Below are 13,845 nucleotides of genomic sequence, written 5' to 3' on the forward strand. Positions count from 1 at the left end.
CCGGCGAGGGGATAACAACAATGTCGGATTCCAATCTCTTTGGCGGGGTGGACCGCCGCAGCCTGCTGCTGGCATTCGGCGGTTGGGCCGCCGTGACCGCCATTGCCGGGCCGGCGGTCGCGGCCGAGCTTTACGGACCAAAGCCGGCAGGCGCCAAGACCGGCGGGACACTCAATATGGGCCTGCTGGTCGAGCCTCCGGGGCTCGATCCCTTCCATCAGGCTGCCGACGCCCGCATCCGGTTGACGGTGCTGATCTATCAGGGGTTGTTCTACGAAGGCCCCGACGGCATCGCCATGCCGCTGCTCGCGGAGGGCTTCGACCTCTCGGCCGACCAGCTGGTCTATACCGTGCGCCTGCGCAAGGGCGTTAAGTTCCATGACGGCCGGCCGATGACCGCCAAGGACGTCGCCTACAGCTACAACTACATCCGTGACCCCAAGAACGGTTCGCCCGGCGCCGGCGATTTCGCCATGATCACGGCGGTCGAGGCGGTCGATGAAGCGACGGTCAAGATCACCATCTCGGCGCCCAATGCCGCTTTGCCGATGACCATGGGCAACAAGTACGGCGGCGTCGTTCCGGCCGGCTATTTCGACGCGGCCGATGCGAAGACGAAGCTGAACCAGACGAGCGTCGGCACCGGGCCGTTCAAGCTCGCCGAGTTCAAGCCCAACAGCAACGCGACCCTGGTGCGCAATCCAGATTATTGGGAGCCGGGTGTTCCCTATCTCGACCGGATCAATTTCGTCTTCGTTCCGAATGCGGCGAGCCTGCTCGTCGGCCTGCGCAACAAGCGTATCGACATCGCGACGCTAAGCCGCCCTCAGGACGTCAAGCAGGTCGAAGGCGTTGCCGGGCTGGTGGTCGAGCGCAAGCCGTCCTTCAACCAGAAGGCGATCGATCTCGGAGCCGAGCTGAAGCCGCTCGACGACGAGCGCGTCCGTCGCGCCATCGCGCTGGCGGTCGACAAGGACGAGATCATGCGCGCGTCGATCGGCGGCCTCGGTAACGTCATCGGTACCATGGTCGCCGGCATGCAGGAGAGCTGGGGCGCCCCGCTCGACAAGCTGGCGAACCAGAAGGTCGATATCGCCGCCGCCAAGAAGCTGCTCGCCGAGGCAGGGCATCCCGACGGGTTCGAGCTGACCCTGACCTCGATCATCGGCTATGACTGGATGGATGCCGCCAGCGTGATCCTGCGCGAGCAGCTGGCCAAGGTCGGTATCAAGCTGTCGATTCAGCGCGTCGAGCTGGGTGTCTGGGTCAAGAATTTCCAGTCGAAGCAGATGGGCTTCACCTTCAACGACTGGGCGACGGTGCCGGACCCCAACCTGCTGTTCTACCGGCATTTCCACAAGGCGCCCGAAGGCGCGGACTTCCGCAACTGGAAGAACGACGAAGCCAGCAAGCTGCTCGACCAGGGCCGTGCCGAAAGCGATCCGGCCAAGCGCCGCGAGATCTATGTGCGCTTCCAGCAGATCATGGCCGAGAGCGTCCCGACGATCATGCTGTTCTCGGCGGACCATATCGTCGTCCGTGGCGAGAGGGTGCACAACTACGATCAGCACCCGACGGGCTGGTATTACGGCCTGGCACGCGCCTGGATCGGCTGACCTGGTGCGCAAGCGGCGCCTGAGGCGCCGCAGATCCTACCGGTGCGGCGCTGCGGCCCCGCGCCGGCTTCGTTCCTGTCCAGAAAGTCGCGGAGTCCGATGGGCGCTTATCTCGTAAAACGGCTGGCGGCCTCGGTCGTCACGGCGCTGCTCGCCTCGATGGTGGTCTTCCTGATGGTGCGCTCGGTGCCGGGCGACGTGGTCGGCCAGATGCTCGGCCAGACCAGCGATCCGATCGCGACCAAGGCATTGCGCGAGTTCTTCGGCCTCGATCAGCCGGTCTGGCAGCAATATCTCGGCTGGCTCGGGCGTGTCGTCACCGGTGATTTCGGCACGAGCTGGACGCGCGGGCAACCCGTCCTCGGCATGATCGGCTCGGCGCTTGCCGTGACGATCCAGCTTGCCTTCGCGACGCTCATCCTGGCGACGCTGATCGGCGTTCCGCTCGGCATTCTCGCCGCCATCTACGAAGGCCGCGCGTTAGACCGGGCGATTCAGGCCTTCAACCTGCTCGGGCTGGCGGCGCCGGTATTCTGGATCGGCCTGATGCTGCTGGTCGGGATGTCGACCGGATTCGATTGGTCGCCGCCGCTGATGTACGTCTCGCCGACCGAATCCCTGAGCGAAAACCTGTCGATGATCGCGCTGCCGGTGTTGAGCCTGGCGCTGCTGCAGGCGGCCGCCTACAGCCAGTTCGTGCGGCAAAGCATCGTCTCCGCACTCGGGCAGGATTATGTGCGGACCGCGACCGCCAAGGGCGTGCCGACGCGGACCATCTTCTTCACCCATCTGCTGCGCAACATCGGGATTCCGCTGGTGACGTTCATGGGATTGATCCTGATCCAGATCCTGGGCGGCGCGGTCATCATCGAAAGCCTGTTCGCACTGCCGGGACTGGGCCGGTTGCTGCTGTCGTCGATCGAGGCGCGCGACTATCCCGTGCTGCAGGCAGGGCTGCTGGTCGTGGTCGTGCTGGCGATGCTGGTCAATCTGCTCGTCGATCTCTCCTATCGGATCATCGATCCGCGCGTTCGGCTGGGCTAGTCAGACATGAGCATCTCCCCGACCATTCCCGCCGCCCGCTCCCGTCTCTCCCGACTCGTCCTGCGCGCGCGCCTCGAACCGGACCTCACCCTCGGTCTCGTCCTGCTTGCCTTCGTGCTGCTGGTCGTTCTGTTTCCGGGCTTGTTCAGCAGCCATTCGCCGCTGGCGGTCAATGTCGACAAGGCGATGGAGGCCCCGTCGGCGGCACATCCGTTCGGTACGGACGATGTCGGCCGCGATGTGCTGGCTCGCGTGGTTCACGGGGCGCGGATAACCCTGTCGATCTGCGCCTCAGCCCTGGCCGCCGCCGCGCTGATCGGGGGGGCGCTCGGCTTGGTCTCGGGCTTCCTCGGCGGTCGCATCGACATGGTGCTCGGCCGGCTCGTCGACGTGATCCTCAGCTTTCCGCCGATCATCTTCGGCGTGATGGTTACCGGCATCCTGGGGCCGAAGACCCTCAACCTGGTCTTTGCCCTCACGGTCGTCTACGTGCCGCTCTTCTTCCGGATCGCCCGGTCGGGAGCCATGGCGGAGGCTGGCATGACCTATGTCGAGGCTGCCCGTAGCCTCGGCCTGCCGCCGGGCCTGATCCTCCTGCGGCACGTGGCGCGGAATGTCCTGCCGGTCATTCTCGTCCAATGCATGGTGCTGTTTCCGCTGGTGCTGCAGATTCAAGCGGCTCTCGGATTTCTCGGCCTCGGCGTGCAGCCGCCAACACCCGATTGGGGAGCCATCCTGCAGCAGGGCAAGGATTACATCCTCCTGGCGCCGTGGATGTCGGCGTTTCCAGGGCTCGCCATTCTGATCACGGCCCTGGCGCTGATGCTGGTGGGACGCGCCCTGCAACGCCGAATGGACCGGCGCTGAACCGGAATGTCGGTCAGCTCTCGCTGACCGACATCAACGTGCGCAGGAGATAGCCGCTGATGAGTTCGCGCGCCTTGTTCGCGTCGCGATCTCTCAAGGCGTCGATGATCGCGGCGTTGTCGCGCGCCGCAGCTTCCCTTACGGCGCTGATCGGGAGTGGGTGGCCACCTGGGCGCCCCCAACCTGCCTTGCGGCGCGATGAGATGATCCGCTCGAACACCGAGATGAGGAAGCTGTTGCGGGAGGCGCGGACGATGGCGAGATGAAGAGCGTATTTCGCTTCCTTGAACTCGCTCCAGCTCGTCGCGTTGCGCAGTGCTTCGAGATAGGTCGACAGCGCGACGAGATCCTGCTCGGTCGCGCGCTCCGCCACCAGTTCGGCCAAGGCCGGCTCGAACATCAGGCGGGCCTCGAGCAATTCGCCCAGAGTGAAATCCGGCTCAGCATTCGCTTCCGGAACCGCCTTGGACTGGTTCCGGGCCACGAAGGTGCCGCGCCCGACATGGCGGATGATCAGCCCCTCGTCGGCGAGCTGATTCATCGTCTTGCGAACGGTGTTGCGGGCGGCGCCGAAGCGCGAGGCGAGCGCTCTTTCCGTCGGCAGGCGCGCGCCAGTGCGTAGCTGACCCTCGACGATCGAGCTCCGCAGGCTCTGGTAGATGGCTTGACTATCCGAATCGGATTTCAGCCGCGCGCTGGGCTCGTCCGATTGTCCTGCCAGATGCTCGATCATGTTTGGTCTGGTTTGGTCCCGCCAATTCACAAGTACCGATACCTCATTCCTGACAAATGTTCAAAACACACGCGCGATGCGCCAGGAGAGAAAAGTGAGCGGACATTGGTTGCAATTGGGTAGTATTGGTTTAAACCATTCAGCCAGTCGATGCAGGGGAACGTGGCGATGAGCGAGCGAATGGGACGGACGGGCGCGCAGCTTCTGGTGGACGGCCTTGCCTTGCAGGCGGTGGACCGGATCTTCTGCGTGCCCGGCGAGAGCTACATCGCGGTGCTCGACGCGCTGCATGACAAGCGCAACGAGATCGAGCTCATCGTCTGCCGCCAGGAAGGCGGCGCCGCGAACATGGCGGAGGCGCATGGCAAGCTGACCGGCCGCCCGGGCATCTGCTTCGTGACGCGTGGCCCGGGTGCGACGAACGCGTCGATCGGCGTCCATACCGCCTTCCAGGACTCGACGCCGATGATCCTGTTCATCGGTCAGGTCGGGCGCGACTTCATCGACCGCGAAGGTTTCCAGGAGGTCGATTTTCGGGCCATGTTCGCGCCGCTGGCGAAATGGGTCGCACAGATCGACGACCCAGCCCGCATTCCGGAATATCTGCATCGCGCCTTCCAGACGGCGATGGCGGGGCGGCCGGGGCCGGTCGTCCTGGCGCTGCCGGAGGACATGCTCAGCCAGATCGTCGAAGGCGAGATCGATCTGGGGCGCCGCGCAGAGCCGATCCCAGCCGCGCCGCGCCCGGATCAGGTTGCCGATGTGATGGCGATGCTGGCGCAGGCTCGGCGCCCTCTGGTGATCGCCGGCGGGGGCGGCTGGACCACGCAGGCCGGTCGCGATCTGGTCACCTTCGCTGAGCGCAATCGCCTGCCGGTCGCTGTTTCGCTCCGCTGCCAGGATTATCTGCCGAACCGGGAGGAGTGTTTCGTCGGGCATTTCGGGATCGGTGCCGAGCCCAGCCTCGCCAAGCGCTTGGCCGAATCCGATCTCCTGCTCGTGCTCGGCCCGCGCCTCGGCGAGATGACGACCGCCGGCTATACGCTGCTCGCGCCACCGCGGCCGGCGGGCAAGGCGATGATCCATGTACATCCCGACCCCGAAGAGCTCGGCCGGGTCTACCAGGCCGATCTGCCGATCAATGCGGCGGCAAGCGTCACGATCGCAGCACTTGCCGCGCAATCGCCCGTCACGGCGCCGGCCTGGGCCGAATGGGCGCGGGCCTGTCGGGCTGACTATGAGGCCAGTCTGGAACCCACCCCACAGCCTGGGGCGGTGAATCTCGGCGAGGTGATCGCGAAGCTGCGCGACGCCTTTCCCGACGACACCATCATCAGCTCGGGAGCCGGCAACTATACCGGCTGGCTGCACCGCCACTGGCCCTTCTCGACCTATCGCACGCAGCTCGCCCCGACCTCCGGCGCCATGGGCTACGGCGTTCCGGCTGCGGTCGCGGCGAAGCTCGCCTTTCCCGAGCGGGAGGTGATATCGGTCGCCGGCGACGGCTGCTTCCTGATGAACGGGCAGGAGCTGGCGACGGCCGCGCAATATGGGCTGAAGATCCTCTTCATCGTCGTCAACAACGGCATGTACGGAACCATCCGCATGCATCAGGAGCGAAATTACCCGACACGCGAGAGCGGCACGGCATTGACGAATCCGGACTTCGTCACCTTGGCGCGGGCTTACGGCCTGCAGGCCGAGCGCGTGGACAAGACGGAGGGCTTCGACGCGGCGCTACGCCGTGCACGCGATGCCAGTTCGGGTGCACTGATCGAGCTGGTGACCGATCCGGAGGCGCTGTCCGTCCGCTCCACGCTGTCGAAGCTGCGCAGCAGTTCGCTGGAACGGCTGGCACGAACGGCCTGAAGAACCACAACGTCACCGACCGGCAGGGGATGAAGATGTCTTCCGATCAAGCTTTCTGGACCGGCCTCAGCCCTGAGGAACACGAGTTCCAGTATAATCCGCAGGCCGCGTTCCCGAACTTCAAGGACGCTCAGACGGAGCGGGCGCCGGTCAATGCGGATGCGCTAGCGCGGCTGGAACGCCAGGCTGACCTCGCCTATGGCGAGCATCCCCTGCGCAAGGTCGACATCTATCCGGCGCGAGGCGGAGCGGGAGCGAGCCCCGTCCATGTCTTCTACCATGGCGGCTACTGGCGTGCGCAGGACAAGCAGAATTTCGCGTTCGTGGCCGCCCCGCTGGTCGCGGCCGGCATCACCACGGTAATCGCCAATTACGAGCTCTGCCCGGCCTCGACGCTGGACGGCGTGGCGGAATCCGCGATTGCGGCGCTCGCCTGGGTCCGCCGCGAGATCCATCGTTTCGGCGGCAATGCCGGACGCATCGGCCTCTCCGGACATTCGGCGGGCGCTCACCTCGTCGCGGAATGCCTGGCGCATGACTGGGCCGCCGAGGGGCTCGACCCGACCTTCGTCAGCCATGCCGTGCTGATCAGCGGGATCTACGATCCACGGCCGGTGGTGCAAACCAGCGTCAATGCCGAGGTGCAGCTGACCGAGGACATTGCGGCGCGACGCGATGTCGAGCGGCGCAGGGTCCATGTGCAATGTCCGGCGACGATCTTCGTCGGTGGCCTCGAGCCCTGGCACTGGATCGACCAGAGCTATCGCTACTCGCACCACCTCCATCGCAGCGGGATGAATCCCGAAGTGCATACGCTGCCACGCTGGGGCCACTTCGACATCCTGAACGAATTCCGCGAAGCCGGAAGCCCGATCCTGAAAGCTGCCATCGGCCATCCTGCTGATCATTCGCCAAGGCATGGCGAGCAATGCGTTGGGAGATGAGATGGCGCGCCAATACCGACTGACCGCTTACGACATCGGTCCGGCCGCTACCTGCGAGATGGGTAGCGCAGGTCTCGCCTTCCTGCTCGCGCAGAGGGGGGAAGCTCGTATCGGCGATCGTCGCATCGCCGAAAATGACGGGGGCTTCGCTCGTCCGGGCGACCGGGTTGCGAGTTCCGGCTGTGCCTGGCTGTTCGAGCTTGTGCCGGAGGGCTCGACCGTTCGGCAGGGCAATGGGGTGTCGCCGGTTCTATCGCGCATCATCACATTGCCCGAGGGCGAGGTGATGATGCGCGCGGATCGCGTCGAATCCGGCGCCGGAGCGCAAACGCCTGCCCATCGCCACCGTGGCCCAGGCATCCGCAGGTTGCTGAAGGGATTGCTGCAGGCCGAAGTCGGCGAGCAGCTCGATCGCGTCGGGCCGGGGCAGGCCTGGTTCGAAAGCGGTCATGAAACGGTCGTCGGCACGAATATCAGCGGCGCCGACAACGCGTTCGTTCGTGTCATGCTGCTGCCGATCGCGCTCGCCGGCGGTGAAAGCTCCTTCATCGCGGCCAACGCGGAGGAAGCCGCGAAGCCGCGCGCGGTCAAGCTTCATCTGTTCGGCGAGTGCCCATTCGCCTAGATCGCCACCTGTCTCCTGATCGAGGAAGACCGGTGCTTGGATCACAGCTCCCGATAATCCAAGCCGATGTCGAGGATCGGCGCGCTGTGGGTAAGCCAACCGATGGAAATCAGGTCGACGCCGGTCGCGGCGACGGCCGGTGCGGTCGCGGCCGTGATCCGGCCCGATGCCTCGGTGATCGCCCGGCCAGCGACCATGGCGACGGCGCGGCGCAGTTCATCCGGGGTCATGTTGTCGAGCAGTACGGCATCGGGGGCGAGGCCGAGCGCTTCCTCCAGCTGCGCAAGCGTGTCGACTTCGATCTCGATCTTGACGAGATGGCCGACATTGCTGCGCACGCGCTCGATCGCCGGGCGGATGCCGCCGGCCACGGCAATATGGTTGTCCTTGATGAGGACCGCGTCGTCGAGGCCGAAGCGATGATTGGAGCCGCCACCGGCGCGCACGGCGTATTTCTCGACAGCGCGCAGACCGGGAGTGGTTTTGCGCGTGCAGACGATCTTCGCCCGGTGCCCATCGATCGCATCGACGATGGCCCGTGTCGCCGTGGCTATCCCACTTAGCCGGCTTATGAGATTGAGGGCGGTTCGTTCGCCGGTGAGAATCGCCCGAGCCGGGCCGCTCACCGTCGCGACGACATCGCCCGCCACCACGGCGCTACCATCGGCCCGCTGCACCGAGATCGTGACACCCGGATCAAGCAGCCTGAAGGCAAGCGCTGCCAGATCGAGACCGGCGATCACGCCAGGTTGACGTGCCGCCAGGACGGTGGTGGTGCGCTGCTCGTTTGGCACGATCGCATCCGTGGTGAGATCGCCGGCGCGGCCCAGATCTTCCAGAAGGGCAGCCCGAACCAGAGGCTCGAGCATGATGGCGGGAAGCGGGAAGAGATGTTTCATGATCAAAGGCTTTCCAGCACTGGCGCAGGGGTGAGATCTCGTGCCGCAGCCAGGGCGGCGTGGAGGGTGATGTCGGAACGGATGGCAACGGCCTCATGGTGCGGATAGTCCGGCCGGTGATGGGCGCCGCGGCTTTCCCGGCGACGCAGGGCGGCGATCGCGATCATCAATCCGACCGCAGCGGGATCGGAGGCCGGACCGTTGCGCTCCGCGAGCGGCAGCAACGACCGCGCGGCTGCCGACAATCCTTCTTCATCACGCATGACGCCGAGCGCATGCGAGACCGACGCGCGCACGGGAGTGGGATCGGGCGCGGGGCATTCGACTGCCGCGGCAGGCCGGATAGGGCGGGCAGGCGTGCCCGCCAGGTCTTCGGCGACCCAGCGCGCGCAGACGACCGCTTCGGTCAGGGAATTGCTGGCGAGCCTGTTGGCACCATGCAGCCCCGTCGCCGCGACTTCGCCGCAAGCCCAGAGGCCGGAGACCGAGCTGCGGCCGGAGGCGTCCACCGCGACGCCGCCCATATGGTAATGCTGGGCTGGACGGATCGGGATGAGATTGCGCACCGGATCGATGCCGAGCTTGCCGCAAGCTGCCGCGATGCCGGGAAAGCGTCGCGCGAAGTCCGGCCCGGGCCTCGCGCGGGCATCGAGGAAGACGCGGTGACCAAGGGCGAGGTGGTTCCAGACGGCGCGCGCAACGACGTCCCGCGGTGCGAGTTCTGCGCGTTCGATGCCAGCGAGAAAGCGCTGGCCAGTTTCATCGACGAGGATGGCTCCTTCACCCCGAACGGCCTCGCTGATCAGCGCCATCGGGCTGCCCGATCCATCGAGCGCCGTCGGATGGAACTGGACGAACTCGAGATCGGCGAGGATGGCGTCGGCGCGTGCCGCGAGTGCCAGCCCCTGGCCGATGTTGCCGGTCGGGTTGGTCGTGTCGAAGAACAGGCCGCCGATCCCGCCAGTGGCCAGCACGATCCGGCTTGCCCTGAAGAACAGGCGGCCGGTCGGATCGTCCGTCCAAATGCCCTGGATCGCGTTGTCCGCGACGGCCAGCCGGCGTGCTGCCGTGCCTTCCACGACCGTGATCGAGGGGATAGCGCGCACTGCGGCGACGAGCGCGCGCATGATCTCACGGCCGCTGCCGTCGCCATCGGCGTGGACGATGCGCCGCCGGCTATGCGCGGCCTCCAGGCCGAGGCGCAGTTTCCCCTCGGGGCCGCGATCAAAGCGGACGCCATATCTGTCCAATGCTGCGATCGCGCCCGGCGCGGCGTGGAGGATGCGGCTTGCCATGGCTCGGTCGCAGAGGCCGTCGCCGGCGGCGAGGGTGTCAGCCAGGTGCAAGGCCGGATCGTCGTCATCGCCCATGGCGGCGGCGAGGCCGCCTTGCGCCCAGACGCTCGACGCCCCGGTTCCCAGCCGCGCCTGCGACAGCAGAAGTACGGGCTCCGGCGCGAGATGAAGCGCGACCAGCAGCCCGGCGATGCCGCCGCCGACGATGACGGGCCGGTCCTCGCTGTTTCGGATCTCGACGCTCATACGGCGAGCATCCGTTCCACAGCCAACCGGGCCGGCTCAGCGATCTCGGGCGCGACGGTCACGACATGACGGTTCTGCTCGAGCGCGGTGCGGATATTGGCGAGGGTGATCCGTTTCATGTGCGGGCACAGGTTGCAGGGCCTGATGAATTCAACATCGGGATGCTGAAGCGCGACGTTGTCGCTCATCGAGCATTCGGTCATCAGCACCACGCGGGCCGGCTTGTGGTGCTCGACATACCCGGACATGTCGGCGGTCGAGCCGGCGAAATCCGCCTCGGCGACGACCTCGGGCGGGCATTCCGGATGGGCCAGCACCGTCACGCCCGGATGGTTCTCCCGCAACGCGCGGATATCGGCCGCCGAGAAGCGTTCATGCACCTCGCAATGGCCTTTCCAGGCGATGATCTGCACATCGGTCTGGGCCGCGATATTCTGTGCGAGATACTCGTCCGGCAACATCAGTACCCGCGGTACGCCGAGGGATTCCACCACGGCCTTCGCATTGCCGGAGGTGCAGCAGATATCGGACTCGGCCTTCACCTCGGCCGATGTGTTGACATAGGTGACGACGGGAACGCCCGGGTAACGCTGCCGCAGCAGGCGGATATCCGCAGCCGTAATCGAATCCGCCAGCGAGCAGCCCGCTCCGAGGTCGGGGATCAGCACCGTCTTTCGTGGATTCAGCAGCTTCGCCGTCTCGGCCATGAAGTGCACGCCGGCCAGCACGATCACATCGGCTTCGGTCGACATCGCCTTGCGGGCGAGGGCGAGACTGTCGCCGACGATATCGGCGACGCCGTGGAAGATCTCGGGCGTCTGGTAGTTGTGAGCCAGGATGACGGCATTGCGCTGCCGCTTCAGCGCGAGAATCGCCTCGATATCATCGGCGAAGCTCAGCCACTCGGCCGGCGGAATCGCAGTTTTCACGCGCTCGTAGAGTGCGGTCGTAGCGGTGGATGCGTGAAGCATGCGTGACTCCTATTATGCTCTAAATGAGTATAATAAGGGCATATGCTTACTATGAGCATAACGAAAGTCAAGCGCGTGAAAGCGGCAGGCGCGTTCCAGCGACGGTTCGTTCGGCGAGCACGGCCTGTCGGAAGCGGAAGCGCTTGGCCGGCCTGCCGCCGGTATCCGATGTGGTCTCCCCGGTCTCCTCGACCAGATCCTGCTGTTCGATCAGGCGCCGGAAGTTCTGCTTGTGCAGAAGTCGCCCGGCGAGGGCTTCCACCGTCTGCTGCAGCTGCAGCAGCGTGAAGGTCGGCGGCATCAGCTCGAACACGACGGGGCGGTATTTGATCTTGGTGCGGAGCCTGGCGATCCCCGTTGCCAGGATGCGGCGATGATCGGCGTTCATGGGGTTGCCGGGGATGGCACGGGTCCCTTTCGGCGCGGCACGGCCGGCTTCGTTGACCAAGCCGGCCTCGTAGAGCAGCTCGTATCGCTGCAGCACGAGCTCCTCGTTCCAGTCGTGACCCTCCAGCCCGAACGTCAGGGCGACACGCTGCCGGCGTTCCTGCTTCCGAACCGGGCTTTCGGTGTCGTCTGCCCAGGTTTCGAGGCGGGGAAGGATCGTGTCGGCGATGAGGGCCGGTCGTCCCGCTCGATGGTCCTCCCACGGGAAATAGTCATACCAGCTGCGCCAGCCATGGGTGGAGGCGTGCTTGGACCCGTCGGCCAGCGTCAGGCCGAGATAGCTGATCGAAATCTGAACCCGGCCATCGGCGACGCGATCCCGATCGGCGAAGGTGTAGAGCTGCTCGACATAACCGAGAGAAAGCTCGGTCTGCTTTTCCACCCATGCCCGGAGACCGGACTGCAGCGAGCGGTGCGAGAATTCGAACGGGCCGGAGGGCAGCGATCCGCCATGCTCGACGGTCAGGACACGCGGCTCGCGGCCGGCAACGTCGACGACCACTGCGATGAGATCTGCGCCGATCGTCCGGCTCTGATCGATCTCGGTTGCCTGAGTCATGGGGTTCTGCATGGCCTGGTCATAACGATCTGCACGAATCTTTGCATCGAGCTTGGACTGATGTGACGCTTGCTCGCAACGCCGCAATCGGTGGACGACAAAGGCCGCAAGCGCCGGTCGCAAGCGGCCGAATGCCAATAAAAGCATCAACAACCTGCCCAAAGGTCAGATTGCCTAAATAATAATCTGATGGTGACCCGCCGCCCGGGCACCTGCCGGCCGCCCAAGCCGTCCGTGCTCTGGCGAGCCCACTTGGGAAAAGGGCTGATTTACAGGCTTGAACGGGCCTAAGCAGGACGTTGGCACATCGCTTGCGAAGCTTGGCTTGCGGGCCTCGAGGCTCGTCGGTGTCGAGGGGACGCCGCCAACCTGCATTCCTTCGGGAGATGTCCGTGAGCAGCAATCGTCGTGAGTTTCTCGGCACGGCCCTGGCCGGTGCCGCTTTCCTCGGATCGTCCTGGCGGCCGGCGGCGGCGCAGCAGGAGACCATCAAGGTCGGCATTCTTCATTCGCTCTCGGGCACGATGGCGATCTCCGAGACGACGCTGAAGGACGTCATGCTGATGCTCATCGAGGAGCAGAACAAGAAGGGCGGCCTGCTCGGCAAGAAGCTCGAGGCCGTCGTCGTCGATCCCGCTTCGAACTGGCCGCTCTTCGCCGAGAAGGCGCGCGAGCTCATCACCAAGGACAAGGTCGCGGCCACCTTCGGCTGCTGGACCTCGGTGTCGCGCAAATCGGTGCTGCCGGTCTTCAAGGAGCTCAACAACATCCTGTTCTATCCCGTCCAGTACGAGGGCGAGGAGAGCGAGCGCAACGTCTTCTATACCGGCGCCGCGCCGAACCAGCAGGCGATTCCTGCCGTCGACTATCTCGCCAAGGAGGAGAAGGTCGAGCGCTGGGTGCTCGCGGGCACGGACTACGTCTATCCGCGCACGACCAACAAGATCCTCGAGGCCTATCTGAAGTCCAAGGGCGTGAAGCCCGAGGACATCATGATCAACTACACGCCCTTCGGTCATTCCGACTGGCAGACCATTGTCTCCGACATCAAGAAGTTCGGTTCGGCCGGAAAGAAGACGGCGGTGGTCTCGACCATCAACGGTGATGCCAACGTTCCCTTCTACAAGGAGCTCGGCAACCAGGGCATCAAGGCGACCGACATCCCGGTCGTGGCCTTCTCGGTCGGCGAAGAGGAGCTTGCAGGCATCGACACCAAGCCGCTCGTCGGCCATCTCGCCGCCTGGAACTACTTCGAGTCGATCAAGATCCCCGAGAACGAGGCCTTCATCAAGCAGTGGCAGGCCTTCACCAAGAACCCGAAGCGCGTCACCAACGACCCGATGGAAGCCCACTACATCGGCTTCAACATGTGGGTGAAGGCGGTCGAGAAGGCCAAGTCGACCGACCCGGACAAGGTCATCGACGCTCTACCCGGTATCGAGGCCCCGAACCTCACCGGCGGCATCTCGAAGATGCTGCCGAACCACCATATCACCAAGCCGGTCTTCATCGGCGAGATCAAGGAAGACGGCCAGTTCGATGTGGTCTGGAAGACCGCGGGTCTCGTGCCGGGCGACGCGTGGTCGAAGGAGCTCGACGGCTCCAAGGACCTGGTCGGCGACTGGGTCGAGAAGAAGTGCGGCAACTTCAACGTCAAGACCAACAAATGCGGTGGCGGCGCCTGAGATCATGAGGGGGGAGGGCGGCACGGGAAACATCCCGGCCGCCCT

The 13,845-nt window shown here is 65.2% G+C and carries 12 protein-coding genes; 7 read left to right on the plus strand and 5 right to left on the minus strand.

The window, feature by feature from the left end:
- Window positions 1–20: 20 nt before the first annotated feature.
- The 3 genes from CE453_RS04195 to CE453_RS04205 all read left to right on the plus strand — a co-directional run bounded on the left by CE453_RS04195 (window position 21) and on the right by CE453_RS04205 (window position 3,527).
- Window positions 21–1,616 (plus strand): ABC transporter substrate-binding protein, encoded by a 1,596-nt coding sequence (locus tag CE453_RS04195; RefSeq protein WP_089173443.1) that lies wholly within the window; start codon window positions 21–23, stop codon window positions 1,614–1,616.
- Window positions 1,617–1,715: 99 nt separating this feature from the next.
- The gene (locus CE453_RS04200) at window positions 1,716–2,660 is read left to right on the plus strand and encodes an ABC transporter permease (RefSeq protein WP_089173444.1); all 945 of its coding nucleotides are present in this window, start codon (window positions 1,716–1,718) and stop codon (window positions 2,658–2,660) included.
- Window positions 2,661–2,666: 6 nt separating this feature from the next.
- Window positions 2,667–3,527: an ABC transporter permease gene (locus tag CE453_RS04205; RefSeq protein ID WP_089173445.1), complete on the plus strand. Its 861-nt coding sequence runs from the start codon at window positions 2,667–2,669 to the stop codon at window positions 3,525–3,527.
- A gap of 13 nt (window positions 3,528–3,540) precedes the next feature.
- Here the strand turns inward: CE453_RS04205 and CE453_RS04210 are convergent, their stop codons facing one another.
- On the minus strand, window positions 3,541–4,260 hold the full coding sequence (locus CE453_RS04210; RefSeq protein WP_089173446.1) for a FadR/GntR family transcriptional regulator: 720 nt from the start codon (window positions 4,258–4,260) through the stop codon (window positions 3,541–3,543).
- A gap of 168 nt (window positions 4,261–4,428) precedes the next feature.
- On the opposite strand from CE453_RS04210, the gene CE453_RS04215 reads away from it, so the two are divergent.
- From CE453_RS04215 to CE453_RS04225, 3 genes are all read left to right on the plus strand, one after another.
- Window positions 4,429–6,129, plus strand: a complete 1,701-nt coding sequence (locus CE453_RS04215) for a thiamine pyrophosphate-binding protein (protein ID WP_089173447.1) — start codon at window positions 4,429–4,431, stop codon at window positions 6,127–6,129.
- A gap of 35 nt (window positions 6,130–6,164) precedes the next feature.
- Window positions 6,165–7,073, plus strand: coding sequence for an alpha/beta hydrolase (locus CE453_RS04220; RefSeq protein ID WP_157732900.1), 909 nt, complete (start codon window positions 6,165–6,167; stop codon window positions 7,071–7,073).
- Window positions 7,074–7,275: 202 nt separating this feature from the next.
- Window positions 7,276–7,698, plus strand: coding sequence for a cupin domain-containing protein (locus CE453_RS04225; protein ID WP_157732901.1), 423 nt, complete (start codon window positions 7,276–7,278; stop codon window positions 7,696–7,698).
- A 41-nt stretch (window positions 7,699–7,739) separates the two neighbouring features.
- Here the strand turns inward: CE453_RS04225 and nadC are convergent, their stop codons facing one another.
- The 4 genes from nadC to CE453_RS04245 all read right to left on the minus strand — a co-directional run bounded on the left by nadC (window position 7,740) and on the right by CE453_RS04245 (window position 12,115).
- Window positions 7,740–8,597, minus strand: a complete 858-nt coding sequence (nadC, locus tag CE453_RS04230) for a carboxylating nicotinate-nucleotide diphosphorylase (protein ID WP_089173450.1) — start codon at window positions 8,595–8,597, stop codon at window positions 7,740–7,742.
- 2 nt (window positions 8,598–8,599) lie between these two features.
- A complete protein-coding gene (locus tag CE453_RS04235; RefSeq protein WP_089173451.1) occupies window positions 8,600–10,138 on the minus strand; it encodes an L-aspartate oxidase in 1,539 nt (512 codons plus the stop codon).
- Entirely contained in the window at window positions 10,135–11,109 is a 975-nt protein-coding gene (gene nadA / locus CE453_RS04240; RefSeq protein WP_089173452.1) for a quinolinate synthase NadA, read from the minus strand. Before nadA ends, CE453_RS04235 begins: the two co-directional genes overlap by 4 nt.
- 67 nt (window positions 11,110–11,176) lie before the next feature.
- Entirely contained in the window at window positions 11,177–12,115 is a 939-nt protein-coding gene (locus tag CE453_RS04245) for an NUDIX hydrolase (RefSeq protein WP_248307937.1), read from the minus strand.
- Between the two features lie 392 nt (window positions 12,116–12,507).
- Between CE453_RS04245 and urtA the strand changes: the two genes are divergently transcribed.
- Window positions 12,508–13,800 (plus strand): urea ABC transporter substrate-binding protein, encoded by a 1,293-nt coding sequence (gene urtA / locus CE453_RS04250; RefSeq protein ID WP_472840976.1) that lies wholly within the window; start codon window positions 12,508–12,510, stop codon window positions 13,798–13,800.
- The last annotated feature ends 45 nt before the right edge of the window (window positions 13,801–13,845 follow it).

The sequence above is a fragment of the Bosea sp. AS-1 genome (genome assembly GCF_002220095.1).
Classification (GTDB): Bacteria; Pseudomonadota; Alphaproteobacteria; order Rhizobiales; family Beijerinckiaceae; genus Allobosea.